The organism is Streptomyces sp. NPDC093064 (genome assembly GCF_044754605.1).
Classification (GTDB): domain Bacteria; phylum Actinomycetota; class Actinomycetes; order Streptomycetales; family Streptomycetaceae; genus Streptomyces.
This window is the reverse complement of record NZ_JBIVPK010000010.1, coordinates 156,488-179,560: the sequence shown is the minus strand read 5'-3', so window position 1 is coordinate 179,560 and position 23,073 is coordinate 156,488. Positions and strand designations below refer to the sequence as shown.

Sequence of the window (23,073 nt, the reverse complement as noted above, 5' to 3'; positions counted from 1 at the left end):
CTTCGCGTCGTGCCCCGGCTCATCCCGGGCGCACGGACCAGCCCTGCGCCGCGGTCGGTCATCCCAGGTGCACGGACCAGTCCAGTGCCACAGGCGGTCATCCCAGGTGCACGGACCAGTCCTGCGCCGCGGCCGGTTTGCCGTGCAGGTCGGGGACGCGCTTGAGCCAGTCCGGGCGGCCTGCCCGGGTCCGCGCGGCCCGCCGGGACTCCTCCGCCGCCAGCTCCTCGCGGGTGGGGAAGTCGGTGGGCAGCCAGGCCGGGGAAGCCTCGACACGGGCGGCGAGGTAGTCGACGTAGGCGTGCCGGGCCTCGTCCGGGCCGGTGAAACCGGGCTCGTCGGCGAGCCAGGCGTCCGGCACCTCGGCGAGGACGGACCGCAGCAGCTCGCGGGTCACCCTGGGGGCCAGTTCGGCGTCGGCGGCCCGCATGTCCGGCGCGTACCGGCCCAGCGCGTGGTGGCGGAAGTCGTAGGCCTTCCCCGGTTCCGAGGCGTCCCAGCGGTGGTGGAAGACCAGGGCCGCGCCGTGGTCGATGAGCCACAGGCGCGGCGGCGCGGTGCCGAAGGTCGGCCACACCATCAGGTTCGAGCTGTGGACGGTGCGGTCCACGTTCACGGTCAGCGCGTCCAGCCAGACGATCCGGCCCGCCTCCACGGGGTCCACCGGGAAGTGCTCGGCGACCTCGGGGGTGAAGTCCGCGGCACCCGGCAGGTAGTCCATGCCGAGGTTCACACCCGGGCTCGCGTCGAGCAGGTCGCGCACCTCCTGGTGGGGTTCGTGCGCGGCGAGCGCGGGGTCGAAGTGCACGAGGACCAGCTCGGGGAACCGCAGCCCGAGGGCGCGCGCCAGCTCACCCACGATCACCTCGGCGACCAGCGCCTTGCGGCCCTGCGCGGAGCCGGTGAACTTCACCACGTACGTGCCGAGGTCGTCGGCCTCGACGACTCCGGGTACGGAGCCACCGGACCGCAGCGGCTCTATGTAGCGGGTGGCGTTGACCTCGGTGAGCATCCCCCCAGGCTATACGGGGAGAATCCGGGGAGTTTCGACTGGCGTGCCGATCCCTCCGCGCGCCCCCGGTCGCCCGCTGGCGCCGCGTGCCAGCGGAATGCCAGCGGGAGACGTGCCGAACGGTGAGCGGAGGCCGCTGGAATGGTCCCGTACCCCACACGGCGGAGGCTGCCGGCCACGGCGGTCCGCTCCGACTCATCGGGAGGCACCATGAACAAGGACCTGAGCACCCTCGCGGACGAGATCCTCGAGCTCGAGGCCGAGACCTTCGAGATCTCCGACTACTCGGACGCCAGCGAGGTCGTGCTGGCCGGTTGCACGAGCACCAGCTCCACCTCGACCTCCAGCTCCACCTGCAGCACCACCTCCTGCTCCGCCTGAGCCCAGGTCCGGTGCCGCAGCGCCCGGTTCGCGCCTTCCCCCGTCAAGAGGCGGTCGCGAACCGGGCGTTTGGCGTGCCCCGGACCGACCGCACCGTCGCCCGGCGGCGCGCGTCCCGGCCCCGGGCCGTCCGGGGCGGGAGTGAATGCCGTGACAAGGTTGGGAGAACGCCATCCGTCAAACGCGCCTGCCCTCTCGGGAGCATCCGTCCGGCGCGGGGCACCGACAGGTCCATGACCAGTAACTATGCTGTTTTTAAAGGGAGTTGACGCATAGTCAGTGGCGGAAATTCACCCCTTGAACATTTCTTGACCGCCCCTTGACCCCCGGTCTACGCCAGTAGACACTCACCACTGCCACAAGGCCGAATCGTTTCGTGAAGACGACTTCACACGTGCTCCGTCCCGCCCGCACCAGAGGGGAGATCAGGGTCCTGTGTGAGCCACCGCTCCCGGCCGGGGCGGCCGGCGGCAGGACACCACTTCCCTGAAGGCGCCGTGGTGAGCCGGTCCGGCAGGTGTTCGACGGTCAACGGGGGAACTCGGTGCGTTTTCAGTTGCTCGGTCCGCTCAGCATCACCGACGGGCGTGACGTGGTCGTTCTTCCGCCGTCCAAACCGACGTCGCTGCTGGCGGCGCTGCTGGTCCGCCCCGGCGAGGTGGTCCCGACGGATCGTCTCCGGCAGGCCGTCTGGGGGGAGGAGCAGCCGGCGACGGCGAAAGCGGCCCTGCAGAGTTGCGTCCTGCGGTTGCGCCGCCTCTTCGCAAAGTACGACATAGAGGAGCAGTCGGTGGTCGCGGTCGCCGGGGGCTACCGCCTCCCGGCCGACGGCGACACCCTGGACCTGCTGCACTTCCGCGGCCTGGTGTCCAGGGCGGCCGCGGCCGGAGAGTCCGAACTCCCCTTGCTGCGCACGGCACTCGGCCTGTGGCGGGGACCGCTTCTCGCCAATGTCCCCTCCGCACTCATACACCGCGACGAGGTGCCCCGGCTGGTCGAGGAGCGCCTGCGCGTCCTGGAACGCGTCTGCGAGATCCAACTGGCCCAGGGGCGATGCCGCGAGGTCCTGGTGGACCTCTGGGAGGCCACCCGGACCCACCCCGAGCACGAGGGATTCGCCGCCCAGTTGATGCGGGCGCTCTACCGGGTGGGACGGCAGATCGAGGCGCTGGCCGAGTACCGGAGGATCAGGACGCACCTCCGGGACGAACTCGGCGTCGACCCGGGCGCAGAACTGCAGAGCCTGGAACTGGCCATCCTGCGCGGCGCCGAACCCCGTGGCCCGGCCTCCGAGGCCACGCCGCTCACACTGACACCGCACGGGTCGCCCGCGGCGGGCGACGCCACGGCCGACGACCCCGCGGCGCAGCACGGGCGCACCGCTTCGGCCGGACCCGTCACGCCCGGCGGCGGCCGCCTGTCCCCGGGTCCGGCCGACCCTCCCGGGCCCCGGCTGCCCCATGTCCCCGGCTTCACCGGGCGCACCCGTGAGGCCGCCCACCTGGTGAGCCATCTGAGCGGCGGCGGCCGAAGCGACGGTCGGGCGGATGCCGCCCCGGTGCTCGCGGTGATCTCCGGAGGCCCCGGCATGGGCAAGACCGCTCTCGCGCTGCACGCCGCGCAGTTGGTGGCGGACAGGTACCCCGCGGGCGGCGTGCTGCTGCGGCTGACCGGACCCGACGGTAGGCCACGACCCGCCGACGAGGCGGCCGCCGAACTGCGCTCCCTGCTCCCCGCCGGCGCTTCCCGCGGGTCGTGCCTGGTGATACTCGACGACGTCGTGCACCCGGACCAGGCGCGCGGGCTGCTCGACGTCAGCGGCTGCGGCGCCGTCGTCGTCACCAGCCGTCTGGGACTGGCCGCCCTGGTCGCCACGCACGGCCCGGCGGTGCTGCAGTTGGGCGCCCTGTCGCCGCAGGAGTCCTACGCGCTCCTCACCGCCGTCCTGGGTCATGAACGGGTGGCGGCCGAGGCCACGGCCGCACGAACCCTCACAGACACGTGCGGGCATGTCCCGCTGGCCCTGCGGATCGTCGCGGCCCGGCTGCTGACCCGGCCGAAGCTGCGCCTGGCGGACTACGCCGCGTGGGTGCGGCGGGACCTGCCCGCCCGACTGGCCCTGCCCGACGACCCCCGGATGTCCGTGCCGCTGGCCCTCGACGGGGCCCTGGACCGGCTGCCCACCCCGCTGGCCGACGCGCACCTGCGCCTGGCGCGACTGAACGGGCAGATCACCGGGCCGGCCGCGGCCGCCGCCCTCTCCGTCCCCGAGACCCACGCCGAGGAACTGCTCGAGCGGCTCCTCGACACCGGGCTCCTCGACGAGGAGCAGCCGGGGACGCTCCGGATGAACACCCTGTTCCGCGCCCACGCGCTGCGCAGGGCCGCCCGGGCCGGCGACATCCCGCAGACCGTCGGCTCCCCGGCCCGGCGCGCGCTTCCGTCCGGAGCCACCTGACGGCCCCGGCGCCACCGCGCGGAACGCGGCCCGGCTCGGCCGGCCCACACCACGAACGCCCCGCCATTTCCCACCTGTTCAGACCAGAGCGGCCGACAGGCCCCGACCCGGAGGTGCGATCCCCGCATGCCCACGACGCCGTACGAGGAGACCGCGCACACCCGGCCCAGGGTGCGCCGCGACGTGCTGTTCACCGAGACGCCGGGCGGCGTGATCTTCCACAACGCCGATGGTGGTTTCCAGCTCAGCTCCCCGTCCGCCTACCGGTTCGCCACCCTCCTCGTCCCGCACCTGGACGGGAGCCGGACCGTGGCGGAGATCTGCGCCGGCTTCAAGGACCCGCAGAAGGCGATGGTGGGCGGCCTGGTCAAGGCGCTCTACGCGCGCGGATTCGCCCGGCCCGTGCCGGACCCCGCCGAGGAGAGACCGGGCACGTCCGTGGAACCGGCGGTCGCCGCCCGCTTCGGGCAGCAGATCGCCTACATCGACCACTACGCCGACGACGCCGGGAGCAGATTCGCCGCGTTCCGCGGCACCCGTGTCGCCGTGCTCGGCGACGGCCCGGTCGCCCGTTGGTGCGCGCTCTCCTTGATCCGCAACGGCTGCGCCTTCGTCGGCGTGGAGGCCGCTCTGGCCGAAAACCCCGCCACCGCGGCCGAGTTCGGCGCGCTCCGGGCCGAGGCGGCGGAGCTCACCGCGCAGGGCAGCCCGGCCGAGGTGGCGGTGCTGCCCGACGCCGGGTCCGGCGCGGCGGGCGGCTGGAACGCGTACGAGGGGTACGACGTGGTGGTCGCCGCCTGCGGCCGCGACGCGTTCCGGACCGCGATCGCCCTGCTCGGCCAGGGCGTTCCGGACGGCCGCTTCCTGCTCCCCGCCTGGACCTTCGGCGGCCGGGCGGTGGTCGGACCAGTCGGCACCCCGGACTCCGCCGGCTGCCTGGCCTGCGCGGCGCTACGGCTCGGCGCGACGGGGGACGCGGCGGTCGCGGCCGACCTCTGGAGCGGCCTGGCTCTGGGGGGCACTCCCGGACCCGGGCCGCGCGGCCCGCTCGCCGCGATGCTCGGCAACCTGCTCGGCTACGAAGTGTTCCGGCTGGTCACCAAGGCGCTGCCGGCCGAGACCCGGGGACAGGTGCTGCTCCAGGACATGGCCTCCTTCGACGTCCTGGCGGAGCGGCTGCTGCCCCATCCGCGCTGCCCGTTCTGCCCGGGCCGGCCCGGCTCTCCCGAGCCCGTCGACCTGACCGCGGCCCCCGAGCGTCCCGCCTTCCAGCCGGTCGTCGCCGCCGCCCCGGACGACGGCGCGACCGGGGGGCCGCTCGCCGAGCTCGACCGCCGCTCGCTCGCGGTCCGGCCGTCCGTCGGAGTCTTCACCCGGTACGCGGACGAACCGGTCACCCAGACCCCGCTGAAGGTCGGCGCCGTGGAGATCGGTCTGGGCGCGGCCGGAACCCGGACCGTCGCCGCGTTCGACGTCCATCACACCGCGGGCGCCCGCCTGCGGGCCCTCAACGCGGCCGCCGAGGTCTACGTCGAGCACGTGGTGCCCACCTTCCCCGCCCCGAACGGCACTTCCGGCTCGGGCCACCCGGACGCGCTGCCGAAGGTGGACCCGGACGCGCTGACCACGGCCACCGGCACCGGAGGTGATCCGGTCGCCTCCTGGGCCCTGGCCACGTCGCTGCTGACCAAGGAGCAGACACTGGTACCGGCCGGCGCCGTGCGGCCCTTCGGGCCGGACAACCAGGACCGTCGGTTCGAGCCGTCCCGCGCCGGGGCCGGAGCGGGCGACGGCCTCCCGGAGGCCGCGGCGGCCGGCCTGCTGTCCGCGCTCGCCCACGACGCGCTCCAGCGGTCCGTGCGAGGGACCGGGCGCACCACGGTGATCGCCCCGGCCGAGTTCGCCGACGACCCCGAGGCGACCTTCCTGCTGCGGTCCGCCGGGCATCTGGAACTGGACGTCGAAATCCTCGACCTCGGGGAGGCGGACCGCAGCGGGGTGTCCGTCGTGCTGGCCAGGACCCGTCCGGCGGAGCCGGACGAGCCGTGCCGCTGGGCCACCGGCGCCGCCCTGGACCGGACGGCCGCGGCCACCGATGCCCTGCGCGACCTGCTCGGCACGGTCCAGCTCGCCGCGGAGGGGGTGCTGGGCGCGCCCGACACCGGTGACCCGCTGCTGGCCGACCTCGACACGGCCCTCATACCGGTCACAGCACAGGACGACGCCACCGGCCGGTCCGGGGTGACCTGGACGGACGTCCTGGAGCGCCTGGGCGCCGCCGGACGTGACGCCCTCGTCGTGCCCACGCACACGGCCGACCTGCCCGCCGCCGGCATCCACACCGTCCGGGTCCTGCTCACCAAGGCGGCCGGCGATGACCGTTGACCTCGCCGAGGCCACCGTCGACGGGGCCGCGGAGCCGCGGAGCGAGGCGTGCCGTCTCTTCGCGGAGGAACTCCTCGATGCCCTGAGAGAGTTGCCGTCCGAGCCGGGCGACCAAGAGCCCGGGATCGCGGTCTCCGCGCTCGGGGTGCGGGACGCCTTCACCGCCCCCGCCAACGCCTCACGCGCCACGCTCCCCGTGCATCTGTACGGCCGGCAGGTGCTGGTCGGCCCCTGGCCCGCCGAGGGGCGGGCCGGCTGCGGCGACTGTCTGCGGCGCCGCTGGCAGGGGGTGCGCTCCGTCGGCCTGCGGGAGGGCATCGAGCTGCGCGGCGGCACCCGGGAGGCGGGCCCCTGGCCCTACCGGGTGCCGTTCGCCGCGCAGGCCGTCGCCGCGCTGATCGCCCGGCTCGGCGCCGCTCCCCGCGACGACCGGCGGCCGTTCCCCGACGTCTGGCTGGTGGACCTGGAGAAGCTGACTATCCGTCACCATCCGCTGGTGCCCGAGCCGGACTGCCCCGGCTGCGGCACACCGGAGCCGGTGACCGCCGAGTCGGCCGCTCTCGTCCTGCGGCCCGCGCCCAAGTACCGGCCGGGTGTCAGCAGGGTCCGGCCGGTGGACGCGTACGGCCTCCAGGTGGACGCGTTCGCCAACCCCCACTGGGGCGCCGTCGGGCCGTCGGTGGTGTGCGACGTCACCTCGCCGACCACCTCGGCCACCGTGGGCTGCTTCTCCAGTCGCTCCGGCGACTATCTGCGGGAGACGTTCTGGGGCGGTCACGCCGACACGTACCACGCCAGCACCCGGATCGGTGTTCTGGAAGGCCTGGAGCGCTTCGCCGGGATGCGCGCCCGGGGCCGCGCCCTCGCCCTGACCGCCTCCCTGGACGATCTCGGGCCGACCGCCGTCGACCCGCGCGAGACCGGCCTGTACACGGACGACTTCCACCGGGCCAACCCCTGGGTGCCGCCGTTCACTTCGGACCGCCCGATCCCCTGGGTGTGGGGCTGGTCGCTGCGGGACGCGCGCCCCCGCCCCGTCCCGGAGATCCTCGCCTTCTACCACAAGCCCGGGATCGAGCACCGGTTCGTCCAGGAGAGCTCCAACGGCTGCGCCTCCGGGGGAAGTCTGGAGGAGGCCGTGCTGAGCGGCCTGATGGAGGTCCTGGAACGGGACGCCTTCCTGCTCGCCTGGCACGGGATGCAGCCGCTGCCCGAGATCGACCCGGCGACCAGCGCCGACCCGCGCACCCGGTTCATGGTGGACCGGATGGCCATGTACGGGTACCGGGCCAGGTTCTTCGACACCCGGATCACCTTCCCGGTCCCCGTGGTCACCGCGGTCGCCGAGCGGTTCGACGGCGGGCTCGCCCGGATGTGCTTCGGGGCAGGCGCCGCCCTCGACCCGGAGGCCGCTCTCGCCGCGGCCCTGTGCGAGATCGCCACCGACTCGGTGCAGCTCCTCCAGCGGTTCCGGCGCAACGAGGCCGGGTACCGTGCCATGGCCGAGGACTTCGAGAAGATCACCAGCCTGCACGACCATCCGCTGGTCTACGCGGTCCCGGAGATGGGCCGCCACGCCGACTTCCTGCTCCGCCCGGCCTCGCCCCCCGAACCACTGAGCGTGGCCGACCTGCGCCGGCCCCGCGCCGACGGTTCCGGTCCGGACATACGGGACGATCTGCTCGCCGCGGTGGACGCCGTGACGTCCGCCGGATTCGACGTGGTCGTCGTCGACCAGACCACACCGGAGCAGCGCGCTCTCGGTCTGCACACCGTGAAGGTGCTGGTGCCCGGCCTGCTCCCGCTCGACTTCGGCTGGACGCGGCAGCGCGCCCGGCACATGCCCCGGATGCGCACCGCGCTGCGCGAGGCCGGCCTGCGGCCGGACGACCTGACCGTGGCCGATCTCAATCCCGGCCCGCACCCGTTCCCGTGACCGGCCGTCCGACCGTCCCCGGCGCGAGTGCGCCGATGAACCGAGCAAGACCCAGGAAACCCAGGAAACCCAGGAAGCCAAGGAACCGAGGAAAGGGGGATCCCATGGGGTACGCCCATGAGTACGCGCACGCCATCCTGCACCGCGGCCGCGTCCCGATGGAACCCACCGACCATGTCGTGAACTGGGCCGACGGCCCGCGCAAGGGCAAGTACTACCCGAACGCCGAGGCGTTCGCCCTGCCCGGCACCGAGGACCTCGCGGACGTCCCGATCGCGCCGGGCCTGCTGCCCGGCGCCGCCAAGGACCAGGACGCCGACGGCTCGCCCGGGTTCAGCCTCCCGCTGCTGTCGGCGATGCTCAAGGACTCCTACGGGCTGACCGGGCGCCGCCTCGGCATCCAGGCCAACACCGACCTGGCCGGGCTGCCGTTCTACACCCACGCGAACTGGTCGCGCGGCACCGCGGGCGGCGGCGGGCTCTACCCCGTGAGCATCCACTGGGCATCCGGCCCCTCCGGCCCCCTCACCCCGGGTCTCCACTACTACGACATCCACCGGCACGCCCTGCAGCGACTGCTGGCCGGCGACGTCACGGACCGGGTCCGTGACGCGCTCGGCCCGGACGCGCCCGAAGAGGCCCTCGACACCGACCAATATCTGATCCTCGGCGTCAAGTACTGGCAGAACTCCTTCAAGTACAACAGCTTCTCGTTCCATGTGGTCTCCACCGACCTCGGCACCCTGGTGCAGACCTGGCGGATCTGGGCCGCCGCCCATGGTCTGCGGCTCGCCCCGGTGCTCTGGTTCGACGAACCCCGGCTGAACGAACTGCTCGGCACGGCGGGCGAGGAGGAGACCGTGTTCGCCGTCGTGCCGCTGCACTGGGACGGGCCGGCGCCCCGCCGGGACGCCGCCGCCGGCCAGGACGCCCCGCGCACGGACCCGCGCCACCGGCCCGCCGTCCGGCACCGGGACGTCGAACGCTCGCGCACCCTGCTGGACTTCGACGCGCTGCGCGACATGCACACCGCGACTCTGGAGGGCGCCGCCGACCGGCCCGCCCCCGGCGCGCTGGCCGCCGCCGCGGCCCTTCCCGACGACGCGGACGGCGTCCGCGTGGCCCTGCCCGAGCCGGCCTTCCCGGACACCGGCGTCCGCCGGGCCCTGCGCGAGCGCCGCTCCAGCTTCGGCAGGTTCGACGCCCGGCGCCGGGTCGACAGTGGCCACCTCTCGGCGGTCCTGGCGGCCTGCGCCGATACCCGGCTGGCCGGCGACACCGATCCGTCCGGCGGGATCCGGCTCGCCAGGCTCTACGCCTTCGTCAACCACGTGGAAGGCGTGGAGCAGGGGGCGTACGCGTACGACCCCGATCGCGGTGCCCTGTGCCCGGTCGCCCCCGGCCCGCAGGGATCGTTCCTCCAGGAGAACTACTTCCTGGCCAACTACAACCTGGAGCAGGCCGGCGCGGTCCTGGTGCCCACCGTGCGGACCACCGCCGTGCTGGACGCCCTCGGCGACCGCGGCTACCGGCTCGCCGTCGGCACCGCCGGAGCCGTCGCGCAGAGCTTCTACCTCGCGGCCTCCGCCCTGGGCCTCGGCGCCGGTGTGGCGCTGGGCTTCGACAACGTCTCGTTCGTCGAACGGCTCGGGCTGGCGGAAGGCGACGAGGCCCCGCTGCTCGTCATGGCCCTCGGCCACGAACGGCCCGAACCCGCCGACTTCCGCCACGAGATCGCCTGACCGCCGCAGAGGATGCTCATGACACCCATAGAGTCCGCCGCCCTGGACACCGACGCGGACGCCACCACGGACACCGCCACGGACACCGACGCGGACGCCACCACGGATACCAGCACGGGTGCCACCACGGACACCGGCTCGGACACCGACGTGGGCACCGCCCCGGAGCCCGGGACCCACTGGGAGCCCGGCAGGCGCTTCGTGCTCCGCGCGGCCGGCCTGCCCATCGAGACCGTGCGCGGCCTGCGCTGCCCCGGCACCCGCCGCTGGTCCGACGCCGTGCTGGCCGAGGAGGAACGCCTGACGGCCGCCGGAGCGGCCCTCAGCGATCTGCTGCACACCCTGGTCAAGTCGACCACCGGCCCCGACGAGGAACCGGGCGACGCCACCGTGCGGCGCGGCCTGCTCAACCTGCGACGGCAGATCTTCAACAACCGTCTGCCGACCGACTCCGAGGCCGCCGTCCGCCTGGTGACGGAGCTGGACGGGGAGACCGGCCGGCGCACCGCCCAGTGGTTGCGGGACCGGGCCCGTCTCGAGGAGCTCCGGGCCACCGGAGCGGACCTGATCGCCGGCGAACTCCGGGAAAGCCGCCGCGCGTTGCGCGATGTGCTGGCCGACGACCGGCTGCGCCTCGGCCTGCTGCTGGCCTCGCCCGCCCTCGACGGCCGGCTGGACGCCTACCTGCGCGACACCAGCCCGCGGCCGGGCAACCGCCTGCGCAAGATCGAGCGTTCCGCGCTGACCTACCTGTACCGCACGGCCTGCAAGACGAGCCCGTTCAGCACCTTCACCGGCATCGGCCTCGGCACCTTCGCGGGCGACCCGCGGGACGACGGGGCCGCGCTGCGCACCGGCGAGGACTGGGTGAGCCACGTACGGCTCAACGTGGTGGCACTGGCCCGGCTGACCGAACTGATCACGGCCGACCCCGCACGCCGACGGGACCTGCCGGTGGTCCTCTCCCCCGGCTGGGGACGCGACGCCGACCGCATCCGCTACGTACGCCATGTCATGACCGCGGGCGACGACAGCGCCGCCGTCACCTTCGACGCGGTCCGCGACCGGCTGTTCTTCCTGCGCAGCAGCGGCACCCTGGAACGGCTCCTGGAATGGCTCGGCGGCCACGAGGCGCCGGTACGCCACCGGGACCTGGTGGACTGGCTCCAGAGCGAGCACGACGCCGGACGCGACGAGTGCGAACGGTACGCGTCGGCCCTCCTGGACCTCGGCATGGTGCAGGTGCCGGTGCTCCGCGCGGACGTGCACAGCCGCGACCCGCTGCGTTCCTACCAGGACGCCCTGCGCTCCCTCGGGGCGTCCTGGGCCGATCGGCTGGCCCACCTGCTGGACGGCCCGGCCGACTGCCTCGCCCGCTACCCCGGGGCCGACGTCGGTGAGCGCCGCACCCTGCTGAGCACCCTTCGCAGTCAACTCCTCGACGCGCAGCGGGAACTGGGAGCGGCCGAGCCGGCCCTTCCGCAGACCCTGGTGTACGAGGACGTCAGCACGGGCGACGACCTGGTCTGCGGGCCCGCCGTGCTGAGCGGGGAGACCGGCCGGGCCCTGCGGGCCGTCGAGGGCGTCCTGCCGCTCTTCGACCTGACGCTCCCTCAACGCGTCACCCTGCTGGGCTTCTTCATCGCCCGCTACGGCCGCGGCGGACGCTGCGACGACCTGCTCGGCCTGGTCCACGACTTCCACGAGGACTTCTTCGACCAGTACGTGTCCTTCACCTCCAAGCGCGCCTCCTTCGACGAGGACGGCGCCTACGTGCCGGAGGAGAACTGGCTCGGGCAGAGCGAGATGAAGGCCCTCGACCGGGCCCGCCGCCACTTCCACGAGGGCATGTGCGCCCTGTGGCGGCAGCACGGCGGGGGGAACGGGGCCGAGGAGATCGAGTTGCCCGACGGGCTGCTCTCCGAGACCGCCGCCGAACTCGCTCAGCTCACCAGCCACTTCATACCGCAGAGCCACCATCTCCAGTTGTCCCGACCTCCCGGCGGCCGGCAACAGGTCGTCCTCAACAAGTCCTACGGCGGACTGGCCTTCCCCTTCAGCCGGTTCACCCACCTCTACGACGGCACCGCACCGGCCGCGGACACGGCGGCACCCGGCTTCTCCGACGCGCTGCGCGAGGAGATGGCGGCCCGCAGTCCGGACGGCGCCGTGTTCGCGGAGGTCACCGGAGGGCCGGTCAGCAGCAACCTGAACCTGCACGGCCGGCTGACCGACCACCAGATCGTCTGTCCGGGCGAGACCAGTTCCGTGCCCGAGGAGGCCCGGATCCACCTCGACGACCTCTACGTCGAGCACGACGAGCCGTCCGGACGCCTGGTACTCCGCTCCCGCCGCCTGGACCGCGAGGTCGTGCCGGTCTATCTCGGCTACCTCGTGCCGATCGCGCTCCCCGAGATCCCGCGCACCCTGCTCCTCCTCTCCCCCAGCACCATGGCCCCCTTCGACGTATGGGCGGGGGTCCCCGAGGGCGAGCCCGAGAGCGGGGTCACCCGCAGGCCCCGGGTCCGGCACGGGAACGTGGTGGTCAGCCGGCGCGGCTGGACCGCGGACGCGGAGGTCCTGCCGGCCCGCCGCCCCGGAGCCGGCGAGGAGGAGGACTACCTGGAGTGGCGGCGCTGGCAGCGCGCCCACGGTCTGCCCGACCGCTGCTTCGCCACCGTCTCCCACGCCGGCCAGGGCCCGATCGGGGCCAAGCCCGTCTACGTCGACTTCGACAGCCCGCTCTCCCTGGCCGCGTTCGACGCCCTGGTGGAGCGCAAGCCGGGCACCCGGGTGGCCTTCCGGGAAATGCTCCCCGCCGAGGACGGCCTCCACCTCATCTCCCGGCGCGGCCGGCACGTGGCCGAACTCGCCGTGGAGACCTTCACCAGCCGCCAACTGCCGCAGTCCAGACCGGAGGCCGCACCATCATGCCCGAACTGACCGAACCCGCAGCCTTCCGTCCGGCACCCGAGGCCGCCGAACCGTCGCCCTGGCTGGCGCTGCACGTCTTCTACGCCGCCAACCCCCAGCCGCTGCTGGTCAACTGCGTGCGCCCGCTGGTCGACCGGCTCACCGAGGACGGCCTGCTGTCCGGCTACTTCTTCATCAACTACTGGCTGGAGGGGCCGCACGTGCGGCTGCGCCTGCGCCCTAGCGGCCCCGCTGCCGAAGCCGAGGTGCGCCGCCGCGCCGAGGAGGCGATCAGCGGCTTCCTGAAGACCCGCCCCGCCCTCTACGAGGTCGACTCCGGCTTCCTCAAGGACTTCTACAACGCCCTGTTCGACATCGAGTTCCCGGGCGAGGACCGGGCCAGGTACATGGGCGCTGACGGCCGGATGAACCTCAGGCCGAACAACTCCTTCTCCTCCGAGGTCTACGCCCCCGAGTACGCCAAGTACGGCGGACCGGCCGGTGTCGCCCTCGCCGAATGGCACTTCCGGCACTCCAGCGACCTGGTCCTGGAGGCGTACCGGAGCATGAACCTGCACCTGCGGACGGTGCTGCTCGGGACGTCCGCCCAGCTGATGATGGTGATGGCGAGCTGCTTCCTCCCCGAGGAGGAGCGGCTCGCGGACTACCTCGACTCCTACTACGCCTTCTGGCACCGGCTGTTCCCCGGTACCAACTTCATCGGGTCCACCGAGTACGAGCGGACCTACGCGCGCATGGCGCCCTCCCTCGGCGCCCGGTTCGCACAGCTCAGGCAGGCCGTGGCGATGGGCGACCTGACCCGGCTGCCGGCGTTCCTCCGCCGCTGGGCCGAGCACTGCCTGGAACTGCGCGAGAAGGTGGTGGACCTCACCGAGCGCGGTGAACTCGCCTTCCCCGCTTGGGAAGGTCCGGCCCGCGAGGACACCGGCCAGGAACGCGCCGAGGATCCCGACGCGGCTCCCCTGGTGACCGTCACCCATGTGCCGGCGGTGCTGCCCCGCCTGCTGTCGCCGTATATGCACATGACCAACAACCGGCTGCATGTGACGATCCGGGACGAGGCCTACCTGGCCTTCATTCTGGGCCGGGTCCTGCGCGAGCCGGCCGGCAGACGGCAGGACGCCTCATGAGCGCCACCGACCGTTCCGCCGCGGACCGTTCCGCCACCGATCGTTCCGCCGCCGATCGTTCCGCCGCGGACCGTTCATCCGCGGACCGTTCCGCCGCCCGCGCCTACCGGCCCGCGCTGCGTCCCGGCGTGCTGATCGGTCCGCCCCTGCTGCGCGGCCCGCGCACCGTCCACCTCATCAAGCACCCGGTGAGCGGCGCCGCGTTCGAGGTCGGCCCCAAGGAGCACTTCGTCATCAGCCGGCTCGACGGAACCCGGAACCTCGACGACGTCGTGTCCGAGTACGCGGCCCGGTTCCGCCGCAGGCTCCCCGAGGAGCAGTGGACCCGGCTGCTCGGCCTGCTCGGCACCCGCGGGCTGCTCGCCGGATCCCCGGATCCCGCGCCGCCCGAGCCGCCCCCGGCCCGCACCGGCACCTTCTGGAAGGGCAGCCGGCGAACCGTCACCGACGCGCACAGGACCACCGGCCGCCTCCACCGGCTGCTGCGCCCGCTGCTGCGCCCCTGGGCGCAACTGCCGTTGACGGCCGCCGTACTGATGATGATGGTGGCCGTATTCGCGGATCCGGCAGCGCTCCTCGACGGGACACTGGACCTGCTGACCCGCCCCCTCGTGCTGATCCCGTTCGCGGTCTTCCTCTGGTTCAGCATCTGCCTGCACGAACTCGCCCACGGCATCGCCGCCCGGCACTACGGCGGCGTGGTCACCGAGATCGGGCTGCGCTGGCGGTTCCCGGCCATGATGATGTACTGCACGGTCGACAACTACCTGTTCCTGCCCGGCCTGCGGGCGAAGCTGGTGGTCGCCGCCGCGGGCGCGTACGTCAACCTGGTGCTCCTGCTGCCCTTCGCGCTCTGGTGGGCGCTCCTGGACCCGTCCGACCCGAACCGCCCGCCGCTCACCGGGATGCTCTTCGTCGGCATCGCGCAGGCCCTGAGCAACCTGGTCCCGCTACCGCCTCTGGACGGGTACCGCATCCTCGGCCACGCCCTGGGCACCGCCAACCTCGCCCCGGAGACCCGGACCTACCTGGCCCTGCGCCGCCGCGGGCGGGACGCCGTCGCCGCCTACCCGGGCCGCGCCCGCCGTCTCTACACGTCCTACGCCCTCACGGCGGCCGCACTCGTGCTGCTCGCGGCGGCCGGAAGCTGCACCACCGTCGTTCTCCTGCTGCTTTGATGACGTCCCGCCCTCGGAAGATCACGCAACTCATGAATGAGGTACCCGTATGAGCTCCACCTCCCCCACCCCGGACCACGGAGCCCAACCCGCCGTCACAGTCAGCGATGTGATCAAGAGTTACGGCGACCGGCGGGCCGTCGACGGTGTCTCCCTGGACGTCCGGCGCGGCGAGTTCTTCGGGCTGCTCGGCCCCAACGGGGCGGGGAAGTCCACCCTGGTGGAGATCATGGAGGGGCTGCGCAAGGCCGACTCCGGCTCGGTCACGGTGTTCGGCGAGTCGCCCTGGCCGCGCAACACCGGTCTGCTGCCGCACATGGGCGTGCAGACCCAGTCCTCGGCCTTCTTCGTCCGGCAGACCGTCCACGAGCATCTGCGCACCGTCGCGGCGCTGTTCGGCGCGGAGCGCGAGGCCGTCGACGCCACCCTCGGCGCCGTGGGCCTCGGCGGGCAGCACGACGTCCGGGTCGACAACCTCTCGGGCGGCCAGCGGCAGCGGCTCGCCATCGCCTCCGCGCTGGTGCACGGACCCGAGCTGATCTTCCTCGACGAGCCGACCGCCGCGCTCGACCCGGAGGGCCGACGCGATCTGTGGGAGGTCCTGCGGGGTCTCAAGGCGGAGGGCCGGACCATCGTGTACACCACACACCACCTGGACGAGGCGGAGGCGCTCTGCGACCGCGTGGGCATCCTGGTGGCCGGCCGGCTCGTCGTCACCGACGAACCGCAGCATCTGATCGGCACCTTCGGCGCCACCAGCCGGCTGCTGGTTCCGCTCGGCCGGATCGACGAGCGTGAGGCCTCGTCCCTTCCCGGTGTGGACGGCGTCACCGTGCAGGGCGGACACCTCGTCCTGGAGACCCGCGCCACCGGCCGGGTGCTGGCCGCCCTCGACCCCCTCACCGGTCTGGACGGTGTCCAGACCCGCACCCCCACCCTCGAGGACGTCTACCTCGAGATCACCGCCCGGCAGACCCAGGCGCCCCTCACCACGAACGACACCACCAACACGAACAACGCAAACAACCAGGAGCAGCAGGCATGAGCGCCTACACCGCGCTGACCACGGCGGGCTACCGCGCCCAGGTCCGGGACAAGACGACCGTCTTCTTCACCTTCGCCTTCCCACTGATCTTCCTCGTCGTCTTCGGACTCGTCTTCCGCGGCCGCAGCGTCGAGGAGAGCGGCTTCTCCTACCTCTCCTACACCGCCGCCGGCGTGCTCTCCTGGGGCGTCGCCAACGCCGCCGTCTTCGGCATCGGGTTCACGCTGATGCAGTGGCGCGCGGACGACATCCTCCGGATGATCCGTATGTCGCCCGCCCCGCTGTCCTCCGTCATCGGGTCCCGCTACGTCCTCGCCCTGGGCGTGGGACTCGTCCAGTCGGTGCTGTTCGTCGGGGTGGCGATGCTTCCCGGGTTCGACCTGGTGCCCGCGTCCCGGTGGCCCCTGCTGATTCCCGTCATGGTCCTCGGCATCACCACCTTCCTGCTGCTCGGGGTGATCATCGGCAGCATCGCCGACACCCCGGAGTCGGTCGCCGGCATCGCCAACTTCCTGATGCTGCCCATGGCCTTCCTGTCCGGGTCGTTCTTCCCGCTGGACGCCATGCCCGACTGGCTGCAGAAGGTCTCGCTGATCATGCCTCTGCGCTATCTCAACGACGCGGTGTCGGCGGCTCTGACCGGCCGCGGCGACCTGTCCGACATCGGCGTAGGGTGCGCGGGGCTCGTCGCGTTCGCCGTCGTCTTCGGGGCAGCCGCGGCGCGCACCTTCCGCTGGACGAAGACGTCATGAACACCACGCCCCGGCTGCTCGCGCACCCGATGGAGGAGGCCCGCGACGCTCTCCAGGCGTTCCTGGGCGACCACTTCGGCGCCGACGCCCCACGGGTTGTGCCGGTCGGTGCCGTCGGCGCGGGGGGCGGGGACGCCGGGGCCCCGGACCCCTGGGCCGCGGACCGTCCGACGGCGCTGGTCCACGTCAGCGCCTCGGCGATCCTGCTCGGCCCGTGGGGAGGCGACGGCAGCGCACCCGCCTGCGGCCGCTGCCTCGCCGTACGGTGGCAGCGGCTGCGCAGCCGCAGCGAGCGCAACGCCCTGGAGACCGGCGGCTTGGACGGGCCCCGCCCGGCGGGCGCCTGGCCCCTGCTCACCAGCCATGTCCAGGACACCGTGGCCGCGCTGTGCGAGGCCCTGCTGCACGGGCCCCGCCCAGTGCCCCCCGCCGAACTTCCGGCGGACCGCGCCCTGCCCCAGGTGACCCGGCTGGACCTGACGAACCTGCTGATCAGGACGTTCCCGCTGCTCGCCGACCCGCTCTGTCCCGACTGCGGCCCCCGGGTTCAGGCACCGGGCAGCGTCCCGCCGCTCAGCCTGGCCCCGTGTCCCAAGCCGGATCCCGGCACCTACCGGCTGCGCTCGGCCTTCGCCTACCCACTCCCCACCGACGCCCTGGCCAATCCGGTCTGCGGCGCCCTGGGGGCCGGCACCTGGACCGACGTCACCTCGTCCACCACCGCTCCGGTGGCCGGCAGCGTGTTCATCCGGGGGTACGCGGGGCTGCACGACGTCACCTGGAGCGGGCAAGAGAACTCCTTCGCCACCAGCCGCCGGCTCGCCTTCCTCGAGGGACTGGAACGGTACGCGGGCACCCATCGGCGCGGCGGCAGCGCGCCGGTCGTCGGCTCCTACGACGAGTTGAAGGCCGACGCGGTCGACCCCGCGGTGTGCGGCCTGTACAGCCCGGAGACCTACCGGGACGACCCCTCGGTCGAGCCCTTCGACCCGGGCCGGCCCATCCCCTGGGAGTGGGGCTGGTCGCTGCGGGACGAGCGCCCCGTACTGGTGCCGTCGCGGCTGGTCTACTACAGCATCCCGCTCGCCGACGACAACTTCGTCTTCGAGTGCTCCAACGGCTGTGCCATCGGCGGGCGTCTGGAGGAGGCGGTCCTGGGCGGCCTGCTCGAACTCGTCGAGCGCGACTCCTTCCTGAACGGCTGGTACGGCGCGGCCCGGCTCCCCCGCATCGACCTGGAGACGGTCGGCAGTCCGACGGCCGCCGCCATGGCCGAGCGGGCCGCCCTGCAGGGCTACGACGTCCATGTCTTCGACAACCGGATCGACCTGGCCATCCCGGCCGTCACCGTGGTCGGCGTCCGCCGGGACGGAGGCCCGGGCACCCTGTCCTTCGCGGCCGCGGCCTCGCTGGACCCGAGGAGCGCGGTCGAGGGGGCCCTGTCCGAAGTGCTGAGCTACATCCCGCACCTGGCCCGGCAGACCGCCGAGCGCCGCGGCGAACTGGAGGCCATGGCCGACGACTTCTTCCTGGTACGTCATCTGAAGGACCACCCCCAGCTCTACGGGCTGCCCCGCATGGCCGAGTACGCGCGCGGCTACCTGGAGCCGTCCGAGGCCCGCCCCTTCGACGAGGTGTACCGGGACTGGGAGAGCCGCGGCCGCCCCCGCACCGGCGACCTGCGCGACGACGTCGCCGTGGTCAGGGACGAACTGGTCCGGGCGGGCCATGACGTCATCGTCGTCGACCAGACCTCGCCCGAGCAGGAGCGGATGGGGCTGCGGACGGTCGGCACGGTGGTGCCGGGACTGCTGCCGATCGACTTCGGCTGGAACCGGCAGCGGGCCCTGCTGATGCCCCGGCTGCGCACCGCGCTGCGACGCGGCGGACACCGGGACCGCGACCTCACCGACGCGGAGATCCGCCGGGCCCCGCATCCCTTCCCGTGAGCCCGTCTCCCGTACCCGGGCCTCCCCGCACCGCGGTGGAGGCCCGGCCGTTCCCCGGAGTCCGCCCATGAACCCGCCGTCCCACCAGGCCCCGGTCCCGGCACGGGCCGGTCACAACGCCCCGCTCGCGACCGATCACGACCCGCTGCCGCCGGGCGCGGGGGACCTCCTCTCCCGCGCCGGGGACGTTCTGCGCCCCGCTCTCTCCCTCTATCTGGACCTGCACGCGCATCCGGAACCGTCCGGACAGGAGGCCCGCACCGCGGACCGCTTCGGCCGCCGACTCGCGGCGGCGACCTGCGAGATCACCCAGGGGGTGGGCGGCCACGGCGTCGTCGGCGTGCTCCGCAACGGGGACGGTCCCCGCGTCTGGCTGCGGGCGGAACTCGACGCGCTCCCGATACGCGAGCGGACCGGGCTGCCGTACGCCAGCCGCAACGAGGCCATGCACGCGTGCGGCCACGACCTGCACCTGGCCGCCGCGGCCGGCGCCGCGGACCTGCTCGCCCGCCTGTCCGACCGATGGCGGGGCACCCTGGTGGTGGTGGGACAGCCGGCCGAGGAGACGCTCAGCGGGGCCGAGGCCATGCTGCGCGACGGACTGTACGAACGGTTCGGCAGCCCCGGCGTCGTCCTCGCCCAGCATGCTGCGCCGCTGCCCTCCGGCACGGTCGCGCTCGCGGCGCGGCAGGCGCCGATGGCGGCGGCCGGCGCGGTGCTCGAGGTGGTGCTGCACGGACAGGGCGGTCATGCCGCCACTCCGCATCTGGCGGTGGATCCGGTCGTCGCCGCGGCCGCCGTCGTCACCCGGCTCCAGAACATCGTCGCCCGCGAGACCGCGCCGGCCGACCAGGTGACCCTGACCGTGGGCACGCTGCGGGCCGGAACGGCCGCCAACGTCATACCGGACCGCGCCGAACTCGGCGTCGGGGTCCGCGCGTCGAGCGAGGCGTCCCTCGACCGGGCGCTGGCCGCGGTGCGCCGCATCGTCCTCGCCGAGAGCGCCGCCGCGGGCGCCCCCCGAGAACCCGAGGTGACCGTCACCTCCCGCTCGGCGGCCCTGCGGTGCGACCCGCACACCACCGACTCGATACGGCGCGCTCACACCGGACTCCTGGGGCCCGGGCGGGTCCTGCCCTGGCCGGGATCGATGGCCACGGAGGACTTCCCCCTGTTCGGGGACGCCGGAGCCGATGTCCACGGGCGGCACGGAGTCCCGCTGGTCTACTGGATGCTGGGCGTGGTGGGCGCGGACGAATGGCGCCGGGCAACGGCCAACGGCCCCGACGCCTCACCACCCCCGGCCCCGAACCACTCCCCGTACTTCGCCCCCCACATCGGCAGCGCCCTGCGTCCCGCGATCGCGGCGCTGACGATCGCGGCACTCGACCGGTTCGCGGCCACGTGAGAAACCGGCGCCGGAAGAGGGGCCGCGGGCAGTGGGAGTCACGCCTGGGACCTGTCCGGCGCTGCAAGTGCTCGTACGTCAGGACATATACAGACAAGCCCGCCCGCCCCCGCTGCACTGGGCGCGGGAGCGGGCGGGCCTGCACCAGCCTTACGGCTTCACACGCAGAACCTGCGGGTCGTGGTCGCTGACCTGGTCGGCGAACTCGGAGTTGATGTGCACCACGTCGTAGGTGACGCTGTTCAGCATGCTGGGGTTGACCATCATGTGGTCCAGCACCTGCGAGTTGCCCTGGAAGACGTAGGAGTAGCGCTCGTCCACCGGCAGGGTGTTCATCATGTCGGTGAGCTGCTTGCCGTCACCGGTCAGGGTCTTCATCGCGGAGGAGAACTGGTAGTCGTTGAAGTCGCCCAGCGAGACGATGAGGGCCTTGGGGTCGGCGGCCTCGAGCTTCTTGACGAAGGCGTTCTCCAGCGTGGCCTGCTTGTTCCGCTGGATCTCGGAGCTGCGGACGGGCTCCTGGATGCGGCCGGCGATGTTCTGGTCGCCGCCCTTGCTGTTGAAGTGGTTGGCGATCACGAAGATCTTCTTGCCGGTCTTCGAGAGGAACTCGCCGACCAGCGGCTTACGGCTGCTGTTCCACGCCTCGTTGGTGGGGTCGATCCGCCCGGGCGAGACGGTCAGGTGGGCGTCCTTGCCCTTGCCGGCGACGTCGACGGCGGTGAGGGAGTCGCCACCCGGCCGGTCGACGAAGCTGACCCGCTTCGGGTCGAACAGGAAGACGGTGCGGATGTTGCCACCCGGCTGGCCGCCGTCCTTGTTGTTCACCGGGTTGATCTGACGGTACTCGTAGCGCGGGCCGCCCGCGGCGACGATGGCGTCGGTGAGCTTGGCCAGCGTCTTGTCGGGGTCCACGGTGCCGTCGTCGACGGCGCCGCTGTTGTCCTGGATCTCCTCGACGCCGACGATGGCGGGCGCGCGGAGGTTGGTGACCAGGTTGTGGCCGAGCCGGTCGAACTTGGCCTGCGAGTCGCTCGGCGCGAGGTTCTGCACGTTGTACGTGCCGATGGTGACCTCGTTGGACTTCGGCTGGCTGGCGACCCCGGGCTTGAGGCCGTTGTCCTTGTGGGTGCCGAGCTTGCGGGCCTCGAGGATGTAGGTGCCGGCGAACTGGCTGTAGTCCAGCGGACCCTCGGTGACGCCGGTGAGCTCGTCGCCCACGTTGGCCATCGGGAACGGGTCCGTGGTGTTGATCGCCTGGACCTGGAGACGCGCCACGTTCGGGTCGTCGTAGCCCGGGTAGTAGACGCCGCCGCGCTTGGTCTTGTTGTGGGTGGGGTCGGCCGTGACCCACAGCTCGTGGTAGGCGTCCGTGGCGTCGACGACGCGGACGTCGGAGACCTGGACGTTCATGCCCTCGAGGGACTCGTAGAAGTCCAGGGCGTACTTGGTCGGCTCGAGGTCGAGGTACTCGATGCTGCCGTTGCTGTCACCCTTGGGGGACCACGCGGCAGGGATGCTGTTCTTGTCGAGGACGACCGGGGCCGGCAGCGGGTTGCCGCTGGACAGCACGGTGACCGTCGGCTTGATGATCTCGGTGATCGACTGGATGCCGCCGTCGTAGCCGCCCGGGTAGTACTCGGAGACCACACCGGAGACGGTGACGCTGTCGCCGACCTTCACCGTGGGGGTGGAGCTGGTGTAGACGAAGATGCCCTCGCTGGTGCGGGGGTCGTTGTCCGGGTTGGGGTCCTGCATCCAGAAGCCCTTGGACGTGGAGGACGTGCTGGTGGTGCGGACACCGGTGACGATGCCGGTGACGTCCTTGACGTCCTTGGTGGCGAGCGGGGAGCGCCGGGTGGTGCCCTGGATGTCGTGGATCTTCGCCGAGATCGCGTCGGCGGGGGGCGTCGGGGTCGGCGTCGGGGAGGGGTCGCCACCGCCGGGGCCGCCGGCCTCGCCACCGGAGTTCTCCGGAGTGGGGTCACCCGCGGCGAAGTCGGCCGCGTTGTCGTCGGTGTCGACCAGGGTCTTGCGGGCGACCGAGGCGGTGTTGCTCGCGCCGGCGGCCGGGCCGGAGCCCTCGTGGACGACGGCGGTGCCGAAGCCGACCAGGTCCTTGATGCGGGGGTCGGCGGCGCAGTCGGCCTTGGTGACGCAGGTCAGCAGGTCGGTGCCCTGGACCAGCGCGACGGTGCCGGTGGTGCCCGACATGTTGATGTTGCCGGTGGCGTCCGGGGTCGGCAGGGCGGTGGTGCCGCCGGTGCCCGCGGCCTCCTGGATCAGGTAACGGCCGTTGCCGGCAAGGGAGCCGGTGAGACGGGTGGCCTGCCACTTGGTGGTCGGGCCGGGGTTGCCCGACAGGTACTGGACGGTGTAGCCGGAGAGGTCCAGCGAGCCGGAGCCGGCGTTGGCGAGCTCGATGAAGTCGTTGGTGAGGGTGGCGCCGGAGTTGCCGCCGCCTCCGTAGACCTCGGATATGACAGCGTCGGCCGACGGGGTGGCGAAGGCGGAGTGGACGCCCACTCCGGCCAGCACCACCGAACCGGTGATCGCCAGCGGGATCAGCCGCTTGCGCAGAGAAGTCGCGCGGTGTCTTGCACGGCGGGGCGTTTCAGCGCTGGAGTTCGACACAGGAAGGGTCTCCTTGGGAGCCGGGGAAACATGAGGGCGCGTGGGGGAGCGCCGACCGACCCGGATCCGCTGTCGACGGCCGGGGTCTGGCACGCGCTCAAGCTACGCGCATAGATACGTCCGGAAAAA

General features: G+C 72.8%; 14 protein-coding genes. 12 read left to right on the top strand and 2 right to left on the bottom strand.

From position 1 onward, the window contains the following. Positions 1-97 precede the first annotated feature (97 nt). Positions 98-1,012 carry a HipA family kinase gene (locus ACIQFZ_RS15295; RefSeq protein ID WP_383059714.1) on the bottom strand — a complete coding sequence of 305 codons (915 nt, stop codon included), beginning with the start codon at positions 1,010-1,012 and terminating at the stop codon, positions 98-100. Between the two features lie 210 nt (positions 1,013-1,222). Here ACIQFZ_RS15295 and ACIQFZ_RS15290 point away from each other — a divergent pair, with 210 nt between their 5' ends. The 12 genes from ACIQFZ_RS15290 to ACIQFZ_RS15235 all read left to right on the top strand — a co-directional run bounded on the left by ACIQFZ_RS15290 (position 1,223) and on the right by ACIQFZ_RS15235 (position 20,310). Beyond that, positions 1,223-1,393, top strand: a complete 171-nt coding sequence (locus ACIQFZ_RS15290; protein WP_031128743.1) for a thiazolylpeptide-type bacteriocin — start codon at positions 1,223-1,225, stop codon at positions 1,391-1,393. Positions 1,394-1,937: 544 nt separating this feature from the next. Next, on the top strand, positions 1,938-3,851 hold the full coding sequence (locus tag ACIQFZ_RS15285; protein WP_402691406.1) for a BTAD domain-containing putative transcriptional regulator: 1,914 nt from the start codon (positions 1,938-1,940) through the stop codon (positions 3,849-3,851). 126 nt (positions 3,852-3,977) lie between these two features. Then, positions 3,978-6,236, top strand: a complete 2,259-nt coding sequence (locus tag ACIQFZ_RS15280) for a TOMM precursor leader peptide-binding protein (RefSeq protein ID WP_402691405.1) — start codon at positions 3,978-3,980, stop codon at positions 6,234-6,236. After that, the gene (locus ACIQFZ_RS15275; protein WP_402691404.1) at positions 6,226-8,172 is read left to right on the top strand and encodes a TOMM precursor leader peptide-binding protein; all 1,947 of its coding nucleotides are present in this window, start codon (positions 6,226-6,228) and stop codon (positions 8,170-8,172) included. The genes ACIQFZ_RS15280 and ACIQFZ_RS15275 overlap by 11 nt, the downstream gene beginning before the upstream one ends. A 104-nt stretch (positions 8,173-8,276) precedes the next feature. Next, positions 8,277-9,914: a nitroreductase family protein gene (locus ACIQFZ_RS15270; RefSeq protein WP_402691403.1), complete on the top strand. Its 1,638-nt coding sequence runs from the start codon at positions 8,277-8,279 to the stop codon at positions 9,912-9,914. A gap of 18 nt (positions 9,915-9,932) precedes the next feature. Further along, the gene (locus tag ACIQFZ_RS15265; RefSeq protein ID WP_402691402.1) at positions 9,933-12,857 is read left to right on the top strand and encodes a lantibiotic dehydratase; all 2,925 of its coding nucleotides are present in this window, start codon (positions 9,933-9,935) and stop codon (positions 12,855-12,857) included. Then, a complete protein-coding gene (locus tag ACIQFZ_RS15260) occupies positions 12,845-13,978 on the top strand; it encodes a lantibiotic dehydratase C-terminal domain-containing protein (RefSeq protein WP_402691401.1) in 1,134 nt (377 codons plus the stop codon). The genes ACIQFZ_RS15265 and ACIQFZ_RS15260 overlap by 13 nt, the downstream gene beginning before the upstream one ends. After that, a complete protein-coding gene (locus tag ACIQFZ_RS15255) occupies positions 13,975-15,156 on the top strand; it encodes a metalloprotease (RefSeq protein WP_402691400.1) in 1,182 nt (393 codons plus the stop codon). Before ACIQFZ_RS15260 ends, ACIQFZ_RS15255 begins: the two co-directional genes overlap by 4 nt. Positions 15,157-15,205: 49 nt before the next feature. Beyond that, positions 15,206-16,201 (top strand): ATP-binding cassette domain-containing protein, encoded by a 996-nt coding sequence (locus ACIQFZ_RS15250; protein ID WP_402691399.1) that lies wholly within the window; start codon positions 15,206-15,208, stop codon positions 16,199-16,201. Next, the gene (locus ACIQFZ_RS15245; protein WP_365424450.1) at positions 16,198-16,953 is read left to right on the top strand and encodes an ABC transporter permease; all 756 of its coding nucleotides are present in this window, start codon (positions 16,198-16,200) and stop codon (positions 16,951-16,953) included. Before ACIQFZ_RS15250 ends, ACIQFZ_RS15245 begins: the two co-directional genes overlap by 4 nt. Continuing rightward, positions 16,950-18,902, top strand: coding sequence for a TOMM precursor leader peptide-binding protein (locus tag ACIQFZ_RS15240; protein WP_402691398.1), 1,953 nt, complete (start codon positions 16,950-16,952; stop codon positions 18,900-18,902). The genes ACIQFZ_RS15245 and ACIQFZ_RS15240 overlap by 4 nt, the downstream gene beginning before the upstream one ends. Positions 18,903-18,969: 67 nt before the next feature. Next, the gene (locus ACIQFZ_RS15235) at positions 18,970-20,310 is read left to right on the top strand and encodes an amidohydrolase (protein ID WP_402691397.1); all 1,341 of its coding nucleotides are present in this window, start codon (positions 18,970-18,972) and stop codon (positions 20,308-20,310) included. Between the two features lie 150 nt (positions 20,311-20,460). Here ACIQFZ_RS15235 and ACIQFZ_RS15230 read toward each other — a convergent pair whose 3' ends face one another. After that, positions 20,461-22,944 (bottom strand): lamin tail domain-containing protein, encoded by a 2,484-nt coding sequence (locus tag ACIQFZ_RS15230; RefSeq protein WP_383059695.1) that lies wholly within the window; start codon positions 22,942-22,944, stop codon positions 20,461-20,463. Positions 22,945-23,073 lie beyond the last annotated feature (129 nt).

What these genes read in the sequence shown, in the direction of transcription:
- ACIQFZ_RS15295 (WP_383059714.1), bottom strand. Translation starts at nt 1,012, where the DNA reads ATGCTCACCGAGGTCAACGCCACCCGCTACATAGAGCCGCTGCGGTCC.
- ACIQFZ_RS15290 (WP_031128743.1), top strand. Translation starts at nt 1,223, where the DNA reads ATGAACAAGGACCTGAGCACCCTCGCGGACGAGATCCTCGAGCTCGAG.
- ACIQFZ_RS15280 (WP_402691405.1), top strand. Translation starts at nt 3,978, where the DNA reads ATGCCCACGACGCCGTACGAGGAGACCGCGCACACCCGGCCCAGGGTG.
- ACIQFZ_RS15275 (WP_402691404.1), top strand. Translation starts at nt 6,226, where the DNA reads ATGACCGTTGACCTCGCCGAGGCCACCGTCGACGGGGCCGCGGAGCCG.
- ACIQFZ_RS15270 (WP_402691403.1), top strand. Translation starts at nt 8,277, where the DNA reads ATGGGGTACGCCCATGAGTACGCGCACGCCATCCTGCACCGCGGCCGC.
- ACIQFZ_RS15265 (WP_402691402.1), top strand. Translation starts at nt 9,933, where the DNA reads ATGACACCCATAGAGTCCGCCGCCCTGGACACCGACGCGGACGCCACC.
- ACIQFZ_RS15260 (WP_402691401.1), top strand. Translation starts at nt 12,845, where the DNA reads ATGCCCGAACTGACCGAACCCGCAGCCTTCCGTCCGGCACCCGAGGCC.
- ACIQFZ_RS15255 (WP_402691400.1), top strand. Translation starts at nt 13,975, where the DNA reads ATGAGCGCCACCGACCGTTCCGCCGCGGACCGTTCCGCCACCGATCGT.
- ACIQFZ_RS15250 (WP_402691399.1), top strand. Translation starts at nt 15,206, where the DNA reads ATGAGCTCCACCTCCCCCACCCCGGACCACGGAGCCCAACCCGCCGTC.
- ACIQFZ_RS15245 (WP_365424450.1), top strand. Translation starts at nt 16,198, where the DNA reads ATGAGCGCCTACACCGCGCTGACCACGGCGGGCTACCGCGCCCAGGTC.
- ACIQFZ_RS15240 (WP_402691398.1), top strand. Translation starts at nt 16,950, where the DNA reads ATGAACACCACGCCCCGGCTGCTCGCGCACCCGATGGAGGAGGCCCGC.
- ACIQFZ_RS15235 (WP_402691397.1), top strand. Translation starts at nt 18,970, where the DNA reads ATGAACCCGCCGTCCCACCAGGCCCCGGTCCCGGCACGGGCCGGTCAC.